17 protein-coding genes are annotated in these 20332 nt (G+C 44.1%); 9 read left to right on the top strand and 8 right to left on the bottom strand.

Annotated features, from left to right (window positions below):
* Nucleotides 1-124: 124 nt before the first annotated feature.
* The gene (yfbR, locus tag ACXAGP_RS00825) at nucleotides 125-724 is read right to left on the bottom strand and encodes a 5'-deoxynucleotidase (protein WP_475258953.1); all 600 of its coding nucleotides are present in this window, start codon (nucleotides 722-724) and stop codon (nucleotides 125-127) included.
* An 8-nt stretch (nucleotides 725-732) separates the two neighbouring features.
* Entirely contained in the window at nucleotides 733-1950 is a 1218-nt protein-coding gene (locus ACXAGP_RS00820) for a pyridoxal phosphate-dependent aminotransferase (RefSeq protein WP_475258952.1), read from the bottom strand.
* Nucleotides 1951-2148: 198 nt separating this feature from the next.
* On the opposite strand from ACXAGP_RS00820, the gene ACXAGP_RS00815 reads away from it, so the two are divergent.
* Together ACXAGP_RS00815 and ACXAGP_RS00810 are read left to right on the top strand one after the other, a co-directional pair.
* Nucleotides 2149-2931: a mechanosensitive ion channel family protein gene (locus ACXAGP_RS00815; protein WP_475259498.1), complete on the top strand. Its 783-nt coding sequence runs from the start codon at nucleotides 2149-2151 to the stop codon at nucleotides 2929-2931.
* A 71-nt stretch (nucleotides 2932-3002) separates the two neighbouring features.
* The gene (locus ACXAGP_RS00810; RefSeq protein ID WP_475258951.1) at nucleotides 3003-3737 is read left to right on the top strand and encodes a DUF481 domain-containing protein; all 735 of its coding nucleotides are present in this window, start codon (nucleotides 3003-3005) and stop codon (nucleotides 3735-3737) included.
* A gap of 33 nt (nucleotides 3738-3770) precedes the next feature.
* Here the strand turns inward: ACXAGP_RS00810 and ACXAGP_RS00805 are convergent, their stop codons facing one another.
* Together ACXAGP_RS00805 and ACXAGP_RS00800 are read right to left on the bottom strand one after the other, a co-directional pair.
* Nucleotides 3771-5837, bottom strand: a complete 2067-nt coding sequence (locus tag ACXAGP_RS00805) for a 2Fe-2S iron-sulfur cluster-binding protein (protein WP_475258950.1) — start codon at nucleotides 5835-5837, stop codon at nucleotides 3771-3773.
* A 263-nt stretch (nucleotides 5838-6100) separates the two neighbouring features.
* The gene (locus tag ACXAGP_RS00800) at nucleotides 6101-6727 is read right to left on the bottom strand and encodes a glutathione S-transferase family protein (protein ID WP_475258949.1); all 627 of its coding nucleotides are present in this window, start codon (nucleotides 6725-6727) and stop codon (nucleotides 6101-6103) included.
* A 144-nt stretch (nucleotides 6728-6871) separates the two neighbouring features.
* On the opposite strand from ACXAGP_RS00800, the gene ACXAGP_RS00795 reads away from it, so the two are divergent.
* From ACXAGP_RS00795 to ACXAGP_RS00785, 3 genes are all read left to right on the top strand, one after another.
* Nucleotides 6872-7762, top strand: a complete 891-nt coding sequence (locus tag ACXAGP_RS00795) for a LysR family transcriptional regulator (protein ID WP_475258948.1) — start codon at nucleotides 6872-6874, stop codon at nucleotides 7760-7762.
* Between the two features lie 136 nt (nucleotides 7763-7898).
* On the top strand, nucleotides 7899-8816 hold the full coding sequence (locus tag ACXAGP_RS00790; protein ID WP_475258947.1) for a substrate-binding periplasmic protein: 918 nt from the start codon (nucleotides 7899-7901) through the stop codon (nucleotides 8814-8816).
* A gap of 66 nt (nucleotides 8817-8882) precedes the next feature.
* A complete protein-coding gene (locus ACXAGP_RS00785; RefSeq protein WP_475258946.1) occupies nucleotides 8883-9803 on the top strand; it encodes an NUDIX hydrolase in 921 nt (306 codons plus the stop codon).
* A gap of 16 nt (nucleotides 9804-9819) precedes the next feature.
* Here ACXAGP_RS00785 and ACXAGP_RS00780 read toward each other — a convergent pair whose 3' ends face one another.
* The gene (locus tag ACXAGP_RS00780; RefSeq protein WP_475258945.1) at nucleotides 9820-10512 is read right to left on the bottom strand and encodes a Crp/Fnr family transcriptional regulator; all 693 of its coding nucleotides are present in this window, start codon (nucleotides 10510-10512) and stop codon (nucleotides 9820-9822) included.
* 120 nt (nucleotides 10513-10632) lie between these two features.
* Between ACXAGP_RS00780 and ACXAGP_RS00775 the strand changes: the two genes are divergently transcribed.
* Both ACXAGP_RS00775 and ACXAGP_RS00770 read left to right on the top strand, forming a co-directional pair.
* A complete protein-coding gene (locus ACXAGP_RS00775; RefSeq protein WP_475258944.1) occupies nucleotides 10633-11400 on the top strand; it encodes a sterol desaturase family protein in 768 nt (255 codons plus the stop codon).
* Nucleotides 11401-11666: 266 nt separating this feature from the next.
* On the top strand, nucleotides 11667-13301 hold the full coding sequence (locus tag ACXAGP_RS00770; RefSeq protein WP_475258943.1) for a methyl-accepting chemotaxis protein: 1635 nt from the start codon (nucleotides 11667-11669) through the stop codon (nucleotides 13299-13301).
* Between the two features lie 50 nt (nucleotides 13302-13351).
* Here the strand turns inward: ACXAGP_RS00770 and ACXAGP_RS00765 are convergent, their stop codons facing one another.
* Together ACXAGP_RS00765 and ACXAGP_RS00760 are read right to left on the bottom strand one after the other, a co-directional pair.
* Nucleotides 13352-16423, bottom strand: a complete 3072-nt coding sequence (locus ACXAGP_RS00765) for an efflux RND transporter permease subunit (RefSeq protein WP_475258942.1) — start codon at nucleotides 16421-16423, stop codon at nucleotides 13352-13354.
* Nucleotides 16424-16447: 24 nt separating this feature from the next.
* Nucleotides 16448-17551 carry an efflux RND transporter periplasmic adaptor subunit gene (locus ACXAGP_RS00760; protein WP_475258941.1) on the bottom strand — a complete coding sequence of 368 codons (1104 nt, stop codon included), beginning with the start codon at nucleotides 17549-17551 and terminating at the stop codon, nucleotides 16448-16450.
* Between the two features lie 187 nt (nucleotides 17552-17738).
* Between ACXAGP_RS00760 and ACXAGP_RS00755 the strand changes: the two genes are divergently transcribed.
* Nucleotides 17739-19043 carry an ABC1 kinase family protein gene (locus ACXAGP_RS00755; RefSeq protein WP_475258940.1) on the top strand — a complete coding sequence of 435 codons (1305 nt, stop codon included), beginning with the start codon at nucleotides 17739-17741 and terminating at the stop codon, nucleotides 19041-19043.
* 42 nt (nucleotides 19044-19085) lie between these two features.
* Here the strand turns inward: ACXAGP_RS00755 and ACXAGP_RS00750 are convergent, their stop codons facing one another.
* Entirely contained in the window at nucleotides 19086-19625 is a 540-nt protein-coding gene (locus ACXAGP_RS00750) for a carboxymuconolactone decarboxylase family protein (RefSeq protein WP_475258939.1), read from the bottom strand.
* Between the two features lie 105 nt (nucleotides 19626-19730).
* On the opposite strand from ACXAGP_RS00750, the gene ACXAGP_RS00745 reads away from it, so the two are divergent.
* Nucleotides 19731-20327: a TetR/AcrR family transcriptional regulator gene (locus ACXAGP_RS00745; protein WP_475258938.1), complete on the top strand. Its 597-nt coding sequence runs from the start codon at nucleotides 19731-19733 to the stop codon at nucleotides 20325-20327.
* Nucleotides 20328-20332 lie beyond the last annotated feature (5 nt).

Here is a 20332-nt window from a genome sequence, read left to right as displayed (position 1 = left end):
GATTACGTTACTGTGCGCTTAGTTTCTGGTCAAGTTTTTGGCGATGTAAATTTGAGTGAGGGTATGGCTTGGCCCGAATTGGTTTTAGGTGGTGCTAAAAAACAATAAACGGGCCTTGGCCCGTTTATTCTGAGTCTAATGTGATTTCATCGAGACTTAGCAAAAAGCTGGGCACGTAAGCCTCCAGGAAATATTCCACTTCAGGTGAGTGGTAGTCTTTTAGCGTCTGATCCATGCGCTTTTTGGCGAGCTTAAATTCTTTGTTACCGGCTGCCAGTTCTTCGAGAGTTTTTAAATAGGCGCAAATTACATCGGCTGCTTTTACCAGAAAGGCTTCTTCGTCGGAGTGAAATTGCTGGTCGATCAGTTGCGCGTAGTCATCGCGGAATTCTTCAGGTGCCATTCCAATCAGGCGCTGTTCGGCGATTTTTTCAATTTTTTTGTATTCTTCTTTTATGGCGTTATTGAAATATTTTACAGGGTTAGGTAAGTCCCCAGTAAGAACCTCTGAAACATCATGAAAAAGCGCGATTGTTGCGACGCGGTTCGGATCAACATTGCCGTCGTAATAGCGATTTTTTATCAACGCCAGTGCATGTGCCACCATTGCAACCTGTAAACTGTGCTCCTGAACATTTTCCTGGTGCACGTTACGCATCAATGGCCAGCGTTGGATGAGTTTCATACGTGCCATGTGAGCGAAAAAATGGCTCTTCTTGTGCATCTACTTATTTATTCCTGAATGTAAGTTGAAAAGAATTCGTGGACCCCTTCAAGAGCGGGTACAAGCTGATCCTGATGGGGTAAAAACACCAATCGGAAATAGATACCCTCGAAGAAGTTAAAGGCGCTGCCATGTACCAATAATACTTTTTGTTGGCGCAGTAGATCCAAAATCATGCGTTCGTCGTCTCTGATCTGAAACTTCTTCTCATCGACTTTAGCAAAACAATACATGGCGCCCTTGGGTTTAACGCATTTAATGCCGGGAATGTCATTCAACATTTTAAAGGCAATGTCCCGTTGAGTGCGCAGTCGGCCGCCTTCGGCTATTAATTCGTTAATACTTTGATAGCCCCCCAATGCTGTCTGAATAGCGTGTTGACTGGGCACATTGGCGCACATCCGCATTGATGACAGAATATTCAAACCTTCAATATAGCCTTTGCCCAGGCGCTTATTACCACTAATAAACAGCCAGCCAGCGCGAAAGCCCGCAACCCGGTAGTTTTTAGATAAACCACTAAAAGTAACGAAAAAGATATCATCAGCAAGGCTAGCAATAGAGATGTGTTTGGCGCGGTCGTAAACGATTTTGTCGTATATTTCGTCGCTGAAAATCATCAAGCCATGCTCTCTGGCTACTTCAATAATTTGCAATAGCAAATCTTTGCTATACACGGCACCAGTTGGGTTATTGGGATTGATAAGTACAATAGCTTTTGTATTGGATGTTATTTTGGATTTGATATCTTCGATATCCGGAAACCAATTAGACTTTTCGTCACATCGATAATGCACCGGAGTACCCGAGCTCAAGCTAACGGCTGCCGTCCAAAGCGGATAATCGGGCGAGGGCAGTAAAACTTCGTCACCATTGTTCAGCAGTGCTTGCATTGCCATAACAATAAGTTCACTAACGCCATTGCCAATAAAAACATCTTCAATATTAATGTTCTTGATGTTGCGCTGTTGATAGTACTGCATTACCGCAACACGAGCGGCATAAAGTCCATTGGCATCGGCATAACCTTGAGAACTGGGCAGGTTATGGATCACATCTTTTAGGATATCTTCCGGGGCTTCAAAACCAAACGGGGCGGGGTTGCCAATGTTCAGTTTTAGTATTCGATGCCCTTCATCCTCGAGGCGTTTCGCTTCACTCAAAATCGGGCCACGAATGTCGTAACATACATTATTGAGTTTGCTGGACTTTTCTATTGTTTTCATGTTGCTTAATTACTCCTGCTAAGACACGAAGAGTAAACAAACAGCAGAACACTGTTAAGTGATTATTTGAATATTTTTAGACATTTTGGAGTTTATCCTCCAAAAGTTTAATTTGAATTTCGTTTTTCTCGTGGATAATGGTAATGGAACACGAATAAAATACACTTTTGGGGAGATAACGTGGAAATACAACAAGAGATGTTAATGGCTTGGGGTATCAAGATTGGTTTGGCATTAGTCATCCTGATTATTGGTAACATGATTGCCAAAATGGTGGTAAATCTCATTAAAAAAGGGCTGGCCAAAAAAGGTGTTGATGCCGCCGTAGTGAGTTTTGCCGGCAGCATCATTTATGTTATCGCCTTATTGGCGGTGTTGATAGCGTCTATGTCGCAACTGGGCATCGATACTACTTCACTGGTGGCTGTTATAGGTGCGGCAGGTTTAGCCATTGGTTTAGCACTTCAAGGTTCACTGTCAAACTTTGCTTCAGGTGTGCTTATTGTGGTACTGCGTCCTTTCAAAGCTGGTGATTTTGTCGAAGTTGGGGGAACGATGGGAACGGTACAGGAAATTAAGTTGTTTGCGACTAAATTAAAAACACCCGACAATAAAGTGGTTATTGTTCCTAATTCTTCTATTACCGGTAACGCGATCACCAATTTTTCTACCGAAAATACGCGTCGCGTAGACCTGTTAATAGGCATCAGCTACGATGCCGATATTCGCAAAGCAAAAACGGTTATTGAAGAGGTTGTCGCTGCTGATGAGCGTATCCTGAAAGATCCGGCATGGACCATTGCCGTTAGTGAATTAGCAGACTCTTCTGTTAATCTTATCGTGCGTCCTTGGGTGAATACAGCTGATTACTGGCCTGTATACTGGCACCTGATTGAAAATATAAAAATTAAACTGGATGAGAACGATATCACCATTCCGTACCCGCAAATGGATGTTTATCTGCACAAAACAGAAAACTAGTTACAATTCGCAAGTTTATAAAAAGGGGGGTGCCTCAGCGCTTCCCAAATCAAAAAAATAGAGTACACACAATGAAAAAATTATTGTTAGTAGCAGCACTGAGTAGCTGTGGCTTTTCTTATGCTGAAGAACGAAAAGATTTTACCTTAGATGGCGAGCTAGGCCTGATCTTCACAACAGGTAACACTGAGACCACTTCCGTAAAAGGTCGATTGAGTGCTACCCATGAGTTAACTGACTGGAGTAACGAATATCTGGTTGAGGGCTTGTATAAACAAGAGGAAGTAGAAAATGACCTCGGCGAAGACGAGAGTCAGACTTCGGCACAGCGCTATTTTTTGTCTGCACAGGGTAATTACAAACTGGATAACCCACAAAATCGTTTGTTCGCCTTCGCATCTTATGAGGACGACCGTTTCACGAGTTTTGATTATCAAGCCACGCTTGCTGGCGGTTGGAACAGCGTTTGGTTTGAATCTCCCACTCAGAAGTTTAGTTACAGTGTTGGTCCGGGTTATTCCTTTGCTGAGAAAACTGACGGTGAAGATGCTAGTGGTTTTATCGTTCGTGGCGCAATTAATTATTCGTGGAAGATTTCTGATACTGCCAATTTTAAGCAAATAATCAGTACTGAAGTTGGTAGTGACAATACTAAATCTAAGTCTGAAACCTCTGTTTCCGCCAAATTAGCTGAAGCGCTATCCATGAAGTTTTCAGTGATATTGAAGCACAATACCGAAGTCGACGATGGTGTGGATAATCTGGATACGGAAACCGCAGCGACTCTGGTTTACACTTTTTTCTAGGCCTGCTCTATGTGAGTGAGGCAATGGCTTCACTCACATTTTTATCGTCAACCTTACGGGTTGGTTGTCTTTTCCTTTTTTGGGTTTGGCACAGCACAACAGTGCTTCATCTTTTTCTGTGGCAAAAGTTTTTGAACTGTCATGCACGACTTCACCCTGTGTGATATTCACTTTACAGCTACCGCAACTTCCTGTTCGGCAACCAAATTCTGGTGTGAGCCCGTGGGCTTCGGCGAAATCCAGTAAGTTACCTTCTTCAGGACTCCATGCCTGTTCTACTTGTGATTGGGCGAAGGTTATCACCGCACTTTCTGCAGCCTCTGATGTCGTTGCGACCTCAGGTCTTGCTTGAGACACCTGTTTAATGCGTTTAAGGCTAGCAGGACCAAATGACTCCGCTTTTATATCTTGATCTGGTACGCCTAATTGAATTAAGAGATCGTACATATCCTGCATAAAAGTAGCGGGTCCACACAGATAAAAATGATAGCTACCCAAAGGCAAAACTCGTTGTAACAGGCGTTGATCAATACGTCCATCCACTGAGTAATCTTTGCCCGGGCGCGCATTGGTCTCTGCTGCAGTGACTGCCCAAATGGCTTTGGCAAAGCCCTCAGAACGATGGCTAAGCTGATTAATTTCTTCAAAAAATGCCCGCTCACGCGCTTTGGAGAAGGTATTTATCATGAGTATTTCCCGAGGCTTTCTGGTGCGCTGGCTTTCTTGCACACTATAGCGAAACATTGAGACCATAGGGGTAATGCCTACACCTGCAGACAGCAGGATTGCAGGCCTATCTGATGCTTCCAAGAAAAATTGCCCCAGTGGAAGCCTTATTTCAAGCTCATCACCTGAGTTGATGTTGTCGTGTAACCAGCGGGAAAATAATCCGTCTTTTTTCACACTGATGCGAATGCGTTTATCGTGAGGCGAACTGGATATCGAATAGTTTCGACTGACTTTTTTGCCCTCAATTTCGGCGCGGACGGTGATAAATTGTCCTGCCTTAAAATCAGGTGCGCTAATTCGTTCGGAACTCAGCCAAAAAGAACGAATGCTGGGACTTTCATCTTTTATGTCTTCTACGGTGAATTTGTGCCATTGATTTTTATGCAGTTCGGCGTTCGCGTTCGATTCAGCTTCTTGCCAGGTGCCCGTCATCAGTGTATTCGGCGACCAACTTCGCAATTTAAAACGCCATGGGAAGGCATGTTGTACAAGGTGTCCTGCAGTCAACTTAAAGCGCCAGAATCGCTCTGCACCTTTAAAATGTGCTTTTAGCGGATGTTGCCACACAATTTCTGCTGTTCCTGTAAGGGTAAGTACGTCACCTGTTTTAAAGTCGATAAATAGTAAACCCGCAGCTGGGTTTAACTGGAAATTTCCCAGTGTATTGTAGTGATTATTGCCGGTAAAATCGGGTATCAAAAGCTCGGTATTCGATTCCACTTTTATGAATCCCGGGTTACCACCTCGATGAGAGACATCAGCACCATGGGTTTCATCTAGTGCTTTACCGCTACTGCTGGCAACAAAAAAAGTGTCGCTGTCGTTAATCAATCGCTTTGCAATGGTATCAAATCGGTTAAAACTTGATACTTGGGGAGGTTGTTGAGGTTCATGATATCTTAGTTCTCGACTTTGGATGTATTGCGGACAGTTTCCAAAGGTTTGCAGCACTTCTAATTCTATCTCGTTCTCAGCACTGCTTTTTACTTTAGCGGATAAACGGTTTCGGCGTCGTGTTGCCAGTTCAATTCCCAGTAACCCTAAACGAAGTTCTCCATCGGATACGATTTGTTGTAGAGATTCAGCAAGAGGGTCTCCGGGTAACAAAGGAGCCGAAATGCTCAGAGATTTGTTGTTCGGAGTTTTAATGAAACCGGGTTTTGCACAGAGTACAGACGCCCAAACCTGTCCCTGATTATCTTGATGGCCAGTAAAAACCATTGGTAATTGCTGGTAAAAGTCTCGGTGTTGCTGCGGCATGTGGTCTCTGATAACCATTTTACCGAATCGCGCCATTTTTTCTGAAACGCCCAATCGTTCTTGAATCGCTAATTCACCCGCGTGGAAAACGCTCTTTAGGCTGCTCATCATATATCTCCATATTCAGAGTTTCTTGCTTCAGTATCAGTGCAGAAGCTGTCTGTACTAATTTCAGTTTCAGCAGGCCAAAAACTGCTTTCAAAATGTGTTGCCGGGCACAGATCGGAGTCTGGGCCAGACAATAGGTTAATTCCTTGCAGTTGCCCTTCCGTCATTGCGAGATTTAGATATTTTGTAAAACGGTAAAATAACCCCATAACTATTCTCTCCGATACTGCTGCCGAATATCGGCAGCCAGTTGTCAGTAAAGCGGATTAAGCTGCCAGCGCTTTTTTCGCATCGGTTTCAGTGCTTGGCATGGCAATAAAGCCAGGCAGGCCTTCAACTTTTTGTAGCCATTTAACAATGTTCGGATAGTGAGCCAGGTTCACACCACCTTCTGGCGCATGGGCTGTGTAGGAATATAGTGCAATATCGGCGATGGTGGGGTTGTGACCTACAAACCAGGTGCGATTTTGTAGATGCTCATTCATGATGGTTAATAGCGCATGCGCCTTTTGAATGGTCACATCCGGATCATATCCGGCACCGAAAACCGTGATAAGTCTTGCTGCTGCGGGACCATGATGCAGTTCGTTCGCTGCTTTTGATAACCAAACTTGAACTTGCGCGGCCAGTTCAGGTGATTCCGGTAGCCACGTTCTGTCGTTATCGTATTTGCTGGCCAGATACACCAGTATCGCATTTGAGTCATAGACTGTAACGTCACCATCTTCCAGAGCTGGCACCTGTCCGAAGGGATTTTTGGCTAGATACTCCGGTTGCTTGTGAGCGCCATTAAGCAAATCAACTGGAATAAGCTTGTATTCCAAACCCAAAAGGTTGGCAAATAAACGGGCTCTGTGGGCATGGCCAGATAATTCTAAGTCATAAATTTTCATATTAATATCCTCAAACGTTAGTAAGTTTATTCAGTCTTTTCGGCAGACAGAAATAGCTTATAGCCATGTGATAAGGAGATAAATTGGGTTGTTATGGAAATATAATCTATGATATGTGGATAATTGGGTGTTAAGGAGGCTATTGTGGACAAGTTAGAGATGATGCGGGTTTTTGCTGTTGTGGCGCGTAACGGTAGTTTTACCAAAGCCGCGGCAGAGCTGGATATGGCAGTACAAACCGTCAGTAAATATGTTAAATCCTTAGAAGATGACCTGGATGTACAACTGTTTAATCGTACTACTCGAAAAGTTTCTCTGAATGACAGTGGCCAGGCGTATCTGGAGAAATGCCTGGATCTTCTGGAGCAATTCGATGAACTGGAATCTTCGGTCAGATTTCAGCATGCAGCGCCCAAAGGACGAATCAAAATTTCTGCGCCTACGTCTTTTGGCGAGTTGCATCTAACGCCCGCACTTAAAGACTTTTTGCATATTTATCCTGACATCAAGTTAGAAGTTGATTTATCAAATCGCAGGGTGGCACTGGTGGAAGAGGGCTTTGATATGGTGCTGCGCATCGGCCAGCTCCCGGATTCTTCGATGATTGCTAAAAAACTTACTTCTATGCGCATGACGGTTTGTGCTTCTCCAGACTATCTCGCCAAGTATGGAACACCGTCAAATCCTCGTGAATTAGTGAACCACAATTGTTTTGTGGATCAAAATTTACGTCATGGCCGGCATTGGCACTTCATTGAGAATGGGCAGGAGTTCAAAGTAGAAGTACATGGTAATTTTGAGTCTAACTCGCCCGGTTCTATGCGTCGTATGACTTTGGCAGGGCTGGGAATTGGGTTTTGTCCCATGTATGTGATTAGTCAGGATCTGGTGGCGGGCAGACTCATTCCACTATTCGAAGAGAACGAGGCCTATCTTTATGGTGTGTACGCCATTTATCCACATCGCAAGCATCTGTCTCATCGTGTCAGGGTACTTGTGGATTTCTTAGCAACGCGTTTTCGTCAGATGCACTGATCTGGCTGTTGAACATTAAATATTTGTTGCTATATAAGAAAGCAGCAATATCTTTGCTAAGGTTAAAGGGCGGATAACTATTTTTGGAGCAATGTTGGAAAACAGAGTTTATAAACATAGGTGGCCAACGGCGTTAGTGTTTATTCTACTGTTGTCACTGATTCCAAGTCAGGCGCTTTCTGTCGAAGTTGTCATTGAAAAAGAAGGTAAACCTGTCGTTTTTGAGGGATTTAAGCGAGCTGATGGTGCTTGGATATTCAATTCCGATGCTCAGAAAGTCATTAAGATGGCCACTTTAGATTGGATGCCTTACATCGGTGAAAACGTCTGTGGACAAGGCTGGGTGCAGCAATTGGTAGTGGGGGCATTTTTGCACCTTGGCTATCAGGTACAAAGCCATTTCGTACCATGGAAGAGAGCAGTATTGATGGCTGAGAGCGGTCATGTAGATGTCCTTTACCCCGAATATGCCATTGCACCGAATGCGCCCTCTGACATATTTCCCCACAAAAACAGAGACGAACTCCTGGTTTTGTCTGAGCCCTTTTCTGGTGGCAATGTTGCTCTAATTAAACGAACCGATCATGAATTTGATTTTAATGGTGATTTGTTGTCACTGAAAGAGCAAACCATTGGAGTGGTGGCGGGCTATGAAAATTCGCCAGAATTCGATGCCCTGATGGAAGAGGGTTACTTTTATATTAGTCCTTCAGTAGATGATTGGATAAATATTAAAAAGCTACACAAAGGCCGTATAAATTTCATTGTGGCAGATCCACTTGTGGTGAATTACACCGTTGCACAAAATATGACGGAAGCTGAAGAGGTCGCTTTTAAAAATACAACTGAAGTTTTGCAACCTTACCTGGCAGTGCAACCTCTATACCTCGCTTTCTCAAAGGCTCGTCCTGAATTCAGAACTCATCTGCAGGCATTCAATCATCTTATTGTTCAGTGGCGGGAATCCGGTCGCATGAAGGCTATCAGAGATCACTGGATAGCTAGAGCAACAGAAGAACGTACTTGTGTTTCCGGGCCTGTAAATTCTCAGTAGTAAATCATTGCAAATCATAAAATAGTTGCGCAAACTTCACGCTTGATACCACATGGAGATTTTTAAGTGCATCTTATTGTCACTCAACCAAACGAAACATCGGAGCTTCCCTGGAACAAGTTGAAGCGGCAAGCACAAAGAATTGGTCACCATATCGAGCAGCAAGGTGATCGCATTGTGAAAGTGATTTGTGAATTACCCGTACAACCACTGGCGATTAAAATGGCTAAAGCCGCCGGCGGAACCGGGGACAATGTTACTTTAATGACGCGTCCAGAGATGTGTGCCGAGCAAATGCTATCGGACACTTCGGAAGGTGAGGAAAAAGCGGTTGTAGTATGGTGTGTATCCAATCGCTTTTTTGAACAAAATATTGAGCCGAAGTTAAATCTTGCAGAAGTGGATTCAGTCGAGCTGGAAGGTATACAAGCTCAGTGCTGTTGTTTAATCGCCTTAAAACCCGCAACGGTCACTGATTTACCTGTACGAGTGGCTACAGTGATCCCATCTTCAGCACTTCCCAAAACCTTCACTTTTGAAACAGAACAGGGCGTTGAGCAGCGGGACAGACCCGCTTACTACTATAGTCAGGCTGGCGTGATCCCATGGCGTTTAAAAGGCAAACAGTTGCAGGTCATGTTGATAACATCCAGCAAAAATCGTCATTGGGGCTTTCCTAAAGGGGTAATGGAGCCGGGCGAACCGCCTGAATATACTGCCCAAATTGAAGCCCGTGACGAAGGTGGGATTATAGGGGATATTGGTGTTCGCATTGGTCAATTTGAAGTACCCAAATGGGGGGCAAATTGCACGGTGGAAACCTTTGCCTTGAAGGTCTCTGAAGTTTTGCCACGTCACATCTGGCAGGAGCATCATCGCAATCGCCATTGGTGCAGTCTCGAACTGGCAAAGGGCCTTGTAAAAAATAGCAGTTTTGTTGAATTGCTGAATGAATTAGAAAGTTACTATCAGCGCGGTGAGCTGTAATTTCTCGAGACGTGAGCTAACTAATAATCGTGCCTCTGTCTCGCGCACTTAACCAGCTTTCTAATTTATCTCTTCCCTGAATGATGAGTTTCCCATAAGCCTGCTCTAATAACCCGTCGTGCTGTAGCTGCTTGAGGGCTTTGCCCATTGCGACTCGGGATACTCCAATGGTGTTTGCCAGTTCTTCCTGGCGACACGGGATAACGGCTTCGAATCCTGATGTATAGCTCATGATCAAAATCATTTTGATGGTTTTTTCAGGTAAGGGAAGACGTCGCAAAGCATCCATAGATTCAAGGACAATGTGTAATCGTGCCAGTGACGTTTTTAACAGAGCTTCGGCTAATTCGGGGTATTGTTGAAAGAGGCGAAAAAACACAGGCTTTGCTATTTGGCACAGCGTTGTATTACCTATCGAGCTTATGTCGTGGGTTCGGTTAAGCTCGGAAAACAAACTAAATTCGCCAAAACAATGTCCTTTTCCCAGCATGGCAACGATGAGTTGTTTGCCTTGCGCATCAGTGATACCTGCAAACACGGCACCCTCAATAACAATGGATAAGCCAGCTTTATTACTGCCGCGCTGATGTACTAATTGTTTGTCTTCGTATTGCACTAACGCACCTGCATTGAGAAGCGCTTGTTTAACCGGCTCGTTTAGCATAGAAAAAAAGGTGGGAAAATCTAAGTGCTGTTGTGATTGAGGCATACAATTATCAAATGCTAAATAGTTAGCATTTAACTGTAGTAGATCTGCTAGTCTTTTACCTGGATTTGTTAGGTAGATAAGACCATGAAACCAGAAATTCTAATAATCTCAGGGATATTTTTGAGCTTTATTCTTTTGGAGATCATATTTAGTCAGTTTTTCAAAAAGCCGGGGCAATCCTCAAAAGATGCTATTGTCGAAGTCATCAGTACCTCTACTTTAGTGTTGCTCACCCAACCGCTAGTATTGTTTTTGTCTTTTAACTTAGCACTTTACGCGTTTCCCGAATGGCGGGACGTTTTGCGGGATTATCCCTTTTGGTTTTTATTCTTATTATTCTTGGTTTTTGATGATATGACACAGTATTGGTGGCATCGATTAGCACACAATGTGCCTCAGTTATACAACTTGCATAGACCTCATCACGAGGCGAGTTATATGTCCATCAGGATTGTGTATCGCAATAATCTCTTTTACTACTTTTTGATGCCGGGGATCTGGTTTTCAGGTGTGCTCATTTATTTAGGGGCAGGGTGGGTGTATGCCATATATGTCGTTCTGAAAATGACCGTTATTTTTGCTGCTCATAGCGATATTCGTTGGGACAAAGCATTGTATAAAGTATCCTGGCTGTCACCTTTAATGTGGTGCCTGGAAAGGCTTATTTCCACGCCTTCCACTCACAGCGCCCATCATGGTAAACACATGGAAGACGGTGTTACCCATTACAAAGGCAATTATGGCAACCTGCTTTTCTTCTGGGATGTTTTGTTTGGCACGGCCAAAATAACCAGACGGTATCCGACAGAGTATGGCGTTGAAAACATGTCCGATATCTCAGCGGCTGAGCAATTATTGTGGCCAGTTGTCAGAGATAAGAAAGAGTAAAAGGTGTAGTAAACATCATTTTGCAGCCTTCGGTTCTTACAAAAATGTTATTTTTTCTTGATTTTTTAGTTAAAAAATGACAGCGTTGTCATAACTCGTTATTGTTTCATTGTTATGCATTTCTGATGTGCAAAGGTTTAATTACCATTTTTTCGGATGAAATTGACAGCGTTGTCATGTTGTAAGAGACACAGAAAACGCAGTTCAAGGATGTAAACGAGGATTTGAGCACCTCTGGTGCAAGGCCTTATCATCTGGAGCAAATTATGTTTTCCAATATCACGCTAAAATCAAAGGTGACAATACTGGTACTGGTGATCACCGCATCTATGTCTAGTATCGCCTTGTTGGGGTTACACGCACTTAGGATTGCCAGCGAACAAGACAACCTGGCGCGTATTGAGCAGATAATAAAAAGTACGTTTTCCACTATTGTTCAACTGGAAAGGTTGACGCGTTCAGGTCAAATATCTGAGCAACAAGGCAAAATGATTGCTGCAACCATATTGCAGGAAAACAAGTACCACGATTCAGAATATGTCTACGTTGTGGACCAGGAATTAAATTTTATTGCTGCGCCTCACGACCCCCAACTTGTGAATACCAGCTTTAATGATTTTAAGGATGCTCAGGGCAATAGCATTGGTCAGCTGGTAGAGCGTGTGGCACGGCGAAGCAATGGCCAACTGGTTTCTTACGACTGGACTTCTGAGCGCAATGGCGAAGTGGTAAACCTGACTTCGGTCGTGCAACAAACGCCAATATGGGGCTGGTATGTTGGCACCGGCATTAGCTTCAAAGAGGTGGATGCCAGATATTGGTCTATTGCTAGATGGTTAGTGGGTTTGTCAGTTTTTATCGCCATCAGCATTGCCTTGTATTTATTCTATTTTGGAACGCGATTACAACAGGATCTTGGGGCAGAGATAAAAGAAGTGGTTAAGGCTGTTAGCCGAGTTTCAAAAGGGGACTTAAAAACCGAATTAAGCACGTTGCATTGCCGTAACGATAGCATTATGGGGTCGATATCATACATGCAAAAAGCGTTGACGGAAGTGGTTAAAGAGATAAGCAACGTATCCCACAGTTTAAAACAACAGGTAAAAGATTCAGAGTTGCAGTCTCAGGAACTTGACAAGCTAACCGCAGATTTGAATCTTGAAACTGGCAATGTGGCTAAAACCATTGCTGATATTGCCACTACAGCACAAACCGTAAATCAAGATGTGGCTTTAACCACCAGCGCCATACAAGAGGCGAAAACCAAAGGGGATGAAGCCAGCCAACTTACTCAAGAGTCTACCGTTACTATCAATGAACTGGAAAAACAGATAGAAAAGGCGGGAGAAAGCATTCATGTTTTAGGCGACGAAGTGCAAAACATTGAAGGGGTGTTACATGTCATTCAAGGAGTGGCGGAGCAAACCAACTTGTTGGCGTTAAACGCAGCGATAGAGGCCGCAAGAGCTGGAGAGCAAGGCAGAGGATTTGCCGTTGTTGCAGACGAAGTCAGACAACTAGCGCAGCGAACCTCAGAAAGCACTCAGGAAATTCACAACATGATAGAGCGTTTACAAAAAGTCGCGAAAGAGGCCATAGATTCAGTTGAAACCAGCATCAAGACCAGTGAGCATAGCGTGGACTGCTCTAATCAGGTGTGTGTGGCATTGCAAGATATGTTCAACTTAATTGAACAAAGTGCCACGATGAGTCAAAGCATTGCGCAGGCGTCAGAGCAACAACTGGAACTGGCCGAAGCGGCGGATCTGCGGATTGGTCACATAGATAAAATGAGTCAGGATACGGCGCAAGTATCAAGAAGTGCGCATAACAAAGCAGAACTTATCAGAGTATCATCTGGTGCTTTGGAAACCCAAATGCATAAGTTTGCTATCCAGTAGTGGGGCAGGAGTCAACGACTCCTGCTTTGTTTATAGGAATTGGTATAACATTAATTTTGTTTAACCCGATAAAACGCGGCGTATAATACAGGTACCACACCTAAGGTTAATAAGGTACCCACACCCAGCCCAAAAGCAATTACCACTGCCATGCCGTAGAACAGAGGATCTTTAAAAACAATCAGCGGTAACAGTCCCATTATTGTCGTAATGGTGGTCATGGTAATGGGCCTTAAGCGCGTAAGACAGGCATCCACGATAGCATTCCAGGCATCTTTACCACTGTTTCGCTCAATGTCTATTCGGTCAATCAATACAATGGCGTTATTGATAATAATACCTGCAAGGCTGTATATACCTAATGTCACCATAAAACCACTGGGGGCATTCATTACCAATAATCCAATAACAGTACCGATGATCGAAAGTGGTATGGTTAATAAAATAATTCCGGCACGTCTAAAGGAATTAAATTGCAACACCAGCAGAATGATGATCACGCCAATTACCATTGGCATATTGGCGCTCAGCGCTTTTGCAGCCCCCGCTGATTCCACAATAACGCCGTCATACTCGATACTGTGGTTGAGGGGGAGGTCGTTCGCCAGTACCTGAATATCAGCATCGATGACGGATTTTAAATCCTCTGCCGACATGGTCAGATTACGAGCTTGAACGCTAACTGTTCTGAATAAATTCTCCCGTTGAATTTGGGCAAACTGATACACAGGACCAAAGTCAGCAACCTGGAACAATGGTACCGCTTGATTTAGTTTGCTGGAGTATATGGATACTGTGCGTAACCTGTCGAGATTAAAACGCTCGCTTTCTTTGGCCCGGAAAACCACCGGGATAATATCGTCATCTTCGCGATATTCCGTGACCATTGCGCCCGAAAAATACCCTTGTAATTCATTAGCGATATCTTCTGAGGTGATCCCGGCGCGGCGGGCTCTGTGTTGATCCACCTGCACCTGTACTTTGACAATCAGGTTTTCCCAATCTTGACGCACATCCACGGTGTTGGGGATCTCTCTTAGTAGCGTCATGAGTTCTTGCGCTTTACCGTAAATAATATCCTTGTCCGGTCCCTTCACCTGGACTTTGATGGTATTGGAGTCAGAGGGCCCGAGAAACATTTTATCAACCCGGGCAAACACATCCGGAAATTGTTCAATAAAGCCTCTGTGTAAGCGCTGCTGCATGTCTGAGACTTGCTCTGCGTTCTTGAGATTGATAACAATAAACCCTTTGTTGTCCGCCGGGTCAATCGGATTTAAGGAAAGCACAAAGCGCGGACCACCATATCCTACATATCCGCTGAAGCTGTCAATTTCCGGAAATTGCTCACTATCATTCAGCCAGGCAAAAATTGCCTGCATTTGTTTGTTGGTGGTGCGGGATGAGGTGCCGTTGGCCATTTCAACGGTTACGGTTAATTGATTGCGATCTGAGTCGGGGAAAAACTGTTGCGAAACCAGGTTAAAGCCCAAGATGCTCAGGATAAAAATCCCCAGCATAATACCGCCAAATAACAAGCGATGGCTGAGCATCCACGTGAGCATGCTCTTGTAATACTGTTGGACTCTTTTCAGCATTGAGTTGTCTGGTTGTTTGCCACTTTTGGCGGAGTCATCGCTGTCGTTATCCACTTTAATGAAGTAATAACACAGAGTAGGTGTTACGCATAACGCTAACAGCCAGCTACTCAAAAGGGTTATTAATATCACTAATGAGATGGAGCGGGTATATTCACCAGCGGCATGCTCGGCCAACATCAAAGGTATAAAAAACAAAATAGTAGTAAGGGAGGAACTCAGCAGTGGCATTGCTAACTCTTTCCCTCCTTGAAACATAGCATCCGTTCGCGTTTCACCTTGTTCTAGTCTGCGTTTAAAATCTTCAGCCACTACAATGCCATTATCCACTAATAGCCCTAACGCAATGATCAGTGTTGCCAGACTCATCCTTTCTAAAATCATGCCGCTGAAATGCATGATGGCTAATGTCACCAGCATCACAAACGGAATGATTGAGCCTACTATTAGCCCGGTTCGTTTACCCAAGAACAAAATCACCACCAGCAACACAATGACCAGTGTCTGCATAACGCTCACTGAAACAGAGGAGACGGTTTCGTCTACTTGATCGGCTTGCCATGTAGCAACATCGATGTTGTAACCTATGGGCAAAGTCGTCATTATTTCGTCGATTTTGGCTTTTAGGCGTGGCGCGTATTCCAGAATGTTGTAGTTCTCGGCCATATTAACGGCAATCATGATGGCGGGTTTACCGTTGAAATAAGCGGGTTGGTAAACCGGATCCCGATAATCTCGCTTGATTTCCACTATATCTTTTAAGGCAATGGTTTCTTCAAAGCCTGGAATTGAAATATGAGTATCGCCAATTTCATCTATCGAGTTAAAGTTTCCGGTTGGCTCCACCACAAAGGCTTTTGAACCGGTATCAATCTGACCGCCAGGCATAATGATGTTTTGTTTTGCCAGCTCAGCATTCAGGGTCCATGGTGAGATCCCCAGTTGCGAAAGTTTAGCGCCAGAGGCTTCCAGAAAGATGCGTTCATCTTGATCGCCTGAGATATCGACCTTTTCTGTACCTGGTACTGAATACAATACATCTCTGATATGAGTGGAAATGTCAGCCATCTCTGCCGGTGAAAAGCCATCTGCGGTCAGAGCTAAAGTAGCCACAGCCACGTCACCATATGAATCATTGACAAAAGAGGTTTGGGTACCAGAGGGCAGCTTCCCTTGTGCTTGCTGTACTTTGTTGCGCAGGTCCTGCCAGATAAGATCCAGGTCAAAGTAGCGGTCATAGACTTCAACGTGAATGGTGGAAAGGCCTGTCGAGGAAGTCGATCTGATCTTGTCTACTTCGGGTATCTTGCGTATTTCTTCCTCTATTTTGCGGGTGATCAATTGCTCCACACGCTCTGGAGACATACCTTCGTAACGCGTGCTAACCACAGCGGTACGAATGGTGATGGTGGGATCTTCTTTCGCAGGCAGAGTGAAATAGGCAAACAGGCCGTTGAGCAGCAATAAAATCAACACCAGAAAAACCGGTTTTCGATAGTTAAACGCCAGTTCTGTTAAGTTCATGGTCATTCCTTCAGTCTGTTTGTTTTAGTTGTACTGCTGGATATGTTTATCTAGCAGTTTGACTTTTTGACCATCTTGCAAATAGTTAACACCCGCTGTGGCGATAATTTCGCCTTTAGACAAACCTGTGCTAACCAAGATTTGGTTATCGAAGATGTTTTCTGTTTGAACTTCTCTGCGTGAAACTGTCTGCGTGTCGGGATCGAATACGAAAACATAAGAACTCTGTCCTTGACCAGCCATGATGGCGGCAATGGGCAAGCGGTAGATTTCACCATCGTGACCAGTTCGACCTACACCCGAGAAAACAAAATCAACTTCAGCTGTCATGCCCGCGCGCAATTCTGGTGGCGGATCCAATACAAAAACATTAACCGGAAACGAATTTGCTGATTCGGCTCTCGAGCCTTGTTCGGTGATGACTCCAGTGCTAATCAGGCCGGGAAAAGCGGGGTAGCTGACTCCCAGATCAATATCTTTGTTCAGGCGGGTGATAATGGTTTCTGGCACCATAACTTTAACTTCCAGGCCATCTGTTCCTTCTATCTCAAATACGGCCTGTCCGGGGGCTATCTGCATTGATGGTTCTACCAGACGCTTTGTCACTGTGCCTTCATAGGGGGCTTCTAGCTCAGTGTCAGCCAGGTCCTTTTTAGCGATATCCAGTTGTGCGCGAGCGATATCGACAGCAGATACCGCAGATTCGTAAGCGGCTTTGACATTGTCAAAGCCCGATGCTGATACCAGGCCTTTTTCGATAAGTTCCTGGTAGCGGTTATATTCGTTACTTGCCTCACTTAAAGCGGCTTCTGCTTGTTGCATATTAGCTTGTGCCGATTGCAACGCGAGTTTATAACTTCTTTGATCCAGTCGTGCGATAATCTGACCTTGTTCGATGCGATCACCAAGGTCTACGGCTACCGTTTGGATCTTTCCGCCGACTTCAAAGCTTAAATTAGTTGCTTCAACTGGTTGAACCGTACCGGATAGTCGACGTATTTGTCTAAAAGTGGAAGGTGTAGCCTCAACCCAGGAAATGGGTCTGATAGCCGGTTCTGGCAGCTCTGCTACTTCTGAACAAGAAAACAGGGTAGCAAGCAGGGGTAACAGCGCTAATTTTACTTTCATGATGGCACCAATTAATTTGCAGGCATTCAGTATAGATTAAAAATGTGGCCAATATTATTACGCAATATTGAGGTGGCGCAGCCTAGCTTTAAAGGGGCAATGTTGCAACGCCATTAATTCCTCAAAAGCCCCGCCTTGGTGAATCGGCGTGACTTTTATCTCGGTTAGAAAAAATAAGTTTATTAAAATGAAAAAAGCGAAATCATTACCATCGGGCCGCGGGGCTCGTCTTACTCACTTTGGCGGTTTATTGACTCGGGTGGCCAGTAATGTCGCTGTCGATGGTGTGAAAAGCTTGAGTAAGGGCAAGATACCCACCATCAAGGAGTTATTACTCACCTCTAAAAATATCCATCATTTAGCAGAACGATTGTCCCACCTCAGAGGGGCAGCCATGAAAATGGGACAGCTGTTATCGATGGATGCCGGTGAATTGTTGCCACCAGAACTCAATCAACTGCTAGCGGTATTGCGAGACAATGCTTATGTGTTGCCAGAGGAACAGCTAGAGCAAACAATGCGACAGTTGTTAGGTGACAACTGGCAATCGCAATTTTCAAGCTTTGATAGGAACCCATTTGCTGCCGCGTCTATTGGTCAAGTGCATCATGCGGAATCCCTCAGTGGCGAGAAATTAGCTGTAAAAATTCAGTATCCAGGAGTTGCAAAGTCAATACACAGTGATGTTGATAACGTAGGTACGCTAATCAGAATGTCTGGATTGGTACCAGAGAATATTGATTTAACCAGGCTGTTATTGGAGGTCAAAATACAGCTGATTCGCGAAGCCGACTATGAGATAGAGGCGCGTTTTTTAAATCGCTATGCTGCGTTGCTACAGACAGATGCGCATTTTGTTGTGCCGACATTACACTCTGAATTGTGTGGTGAAGCGATGCTGAGCATGAGTTACGAGCCAGGTGAAGACATCGAAGTATTGAGTTCGTTGCCACAAGAGCAGAAAAACCAACTCTGCACTCAATTGGTGAGATTGCTGTTCAGAGAGCTATTTGAATTTAAGCTGATGCAAACCGATCCGAACTTTGCAAATTATCGATATCAACGCGATTCACAAAAAATAGTGCTTTTAGATTTTGGTGCGACACGAGAAATAAGTGAAGAACTAAGCCAATTTTATCTAGATATTGCCCGCGCTGTGCTCTCAGGAGATGTTGATACCGTATACAGGTTAGCAACTGAATTAGGCTTTTATCAGTCTGATGTTCCAATTGAGTTTACAGAGGAAATGCAGGCCACCTTGACCATTGCTTTTGAACCTATGCAATACGATGGTGATTACGATTTTGCAGCAAGCGATGTGTTATTCAAGTTGAAAGACAGAGCAATTAAACATGCAAGGTTGCGAGAATATTTTGGAACGCCGCCAGGTGACGCGATATTCATTCACCGTAAAATAGCGGGAATTTACCTTTTATTGTGTCGTGTTAAGGCAAAGATAAACCTTAATAAGATCCTTTCTGAATTCTTGTAGAAGGCAAAGAAGCAGGGCCTATAGATTGGCCCCGCAAAAGCATTAGATAAACTTTTTAAAGCCTTCATCTATGGGAGTGTTTGCCACATGGTTGGTAAAATTACTCATTACCTTATGGGAAATTCCCAAAATGATCGCCAACAAATCCTTGTTTTGGTAACCCACCCGGAAAAATTCTTTGCTTTGTTCAGTCGTTAATTGTCCACGCTGCTCCACCATTGCTAGCGTGGTAGTGCGCAATACTTCAAGTTTTTCATTACCCAGTGGCGCACCGTTTCGCACCGCATCGTTGAGTTTGGCATCTACACCCATCATTTTTGCAACAGCACTGTGTGCTGGTAAGCAGTAATGACAATCATGAAACTTATTTATCGTCTGCCAAACCACGGTTAGTTCTTCATTGTTCAGTGAGCTTTGGGTAAATAGTTCATGTACTTTGCGATAGGCCTCTAATAACTGCGGAGACTCTGCCATTACAGCGTGTAAATTTGGAATACTGCCATACGCTTTCTGACTTGCTTGTAATGCAGGTCTCGCTTGTTCTGGTGCGCTCTCAACAGTGTGGATGGTAAAATCAGACATCAAAGTTTCCTCGATTAGCGGTAAATTTCATAAACAATTTAATTGCAATTGAACGCTTGTTCAAGTTAAATTTGAACGATTGTTCAAAATGATGTGGAATAAGTTATGACTCGGGTAAATATCGAAGAAGCTATCGACAACGCCGCAGCCCTGTTTTGGGGCAATGGTTATGGCGCAACCACGATGCGGCAACTACAGCATGCGATGGATATGAGACCGGGTAGTATTTACGGTGCGTTCGGCGACAAAGATACACTGTATTTGAAAACATTAGATCACTATCGCAAAGCGTCTTTGTTGCGTATGCAAACCACCATGGCTAGCGCACAAAGTGCCTGGCAAGGATTACAGAAAACGATAGAGCAAGCAATTTTTGGCGATGAAGAAGCCCCGTCGGAGCTGTGTTTTTTAGTTAAAACCGTTAACGAACTGGAAACCCGGCAGCCAGATTTGGTGTCTTTTGCCAAGTCGGCGTTATTGGATATTCGCGGCGAACTGGAAAAACAAACCCGGCTTGTGTTGGCTGAACAAGGTAAAGTAGAGGCGGAAATTGACGCCGAAGCACAGGGATTGGCTACCATTATTCAGGCACAAATCATGGGTATGAAAGCGCAATTAAAATTAACTCAACAACCGGAATTAATTGCTAAACTGGTACTACAGTTTATGAGCAATCTCTTTAACGACAGAGTTATCTCCTGAGAAGG

This window comes from Planctobacterium sp. AWM4_229 (assembly GCF_056160305.1).
The sequence above is the reverse complement of the archived record's forward strand: the minus strand, read 5'-3'. Positions and strand labels throughout refer to the sequence as shown.

Coding starts and splice junctions, on each gene's coding strand:
- yfbR (WP_475258953.1), bottom strand. CDS start 724: ATGCACAAGAAGAGCCATTTTTTCGCTCACATGGCACGTATGAAACTC.
- ACXAGP_RS00820 (WP_475258952.1), bottom strand. CDS start 1,950: ATGAAAACAATAGAAAAGTCCAGCAAACTCAATAATGTATGTTACGAC.
- ACXAGP_RS00815 (WP_475259498.1), top strand. CDS start 2,149: ATGTTAATGGCTTGGGGTATCAAGATTGGTTTGGCATTAGTCATCCTG.
- ACXAGP_RS00810 (WP_475258951.1), top strand. CDS start 3,003: ATGAAAAAATTATTGTTAGTAGCAGCACTGAGTAGCTGTGGCTTTTCT.
- ACXAGP_RS00805 (WP_475258950.1), bottom strand. CDS start 5,837: ATGATGAGCAGCCTAAAGAGCGTTTTCCACGCGGGTGAATTAGCGATT.
- ACXAGP_RS00800 (WP_475258949.1), bottom strand. CDS start 6,727: ATGAAAATTTATGACTTAGAATTATCTGGCCATGCCCACAGAGCCCGT.
- ACXAGP_RS00780 (WP_475258945.1), bottom strand. CDS start 10,512: ATGCCTCAATCACAACAGCACTTAGATTTTCCCACCTTTTTTTCTATG.
- ACXAGP_RS00770 (WP_475258943.1), top strand. CDS start 11,667: ATGTTTTCCAATATCACGCTAAAATCAAAGGTGACAATACTGGTACTG.
- ACXAGP_RS00765 (WP_475258942.1), bottom strand. CDS start 16,423: ATGAACTTAACAGAACTGGCGTTTAACTATCGAAAACCGGTTTTTCTG.
- ACXAGP_RS00760 (WP_475258941.1), bottom strand. CDS start 17,551: ATGAAAGTAAAATTAGCGCTGTTACCCCTGCTTGCTACCCTGTTTTCT.
- ACXAGP_RS00755 (WP_475258940.1), top strand. CDS start 17,739: ATGAAAAAAGCGAAATCATTACCATCGGGCCGCGGGGCTCGTCTTACT.
- ACXAGP_RS00750 (WP_475258939.1), bottom strand. CDS start 19,625: ATGTCTGATTTTACCATCCACACTGTTGAGAGCGCACCAGAACAAGCG.
- ACXAGP_RS00745 (WP_475258938.1), top strand. CDS start 19,731: ATGACTCGGGTAAATATCGAAGAAGCTATCGACAACGCCGCAGCCCTG.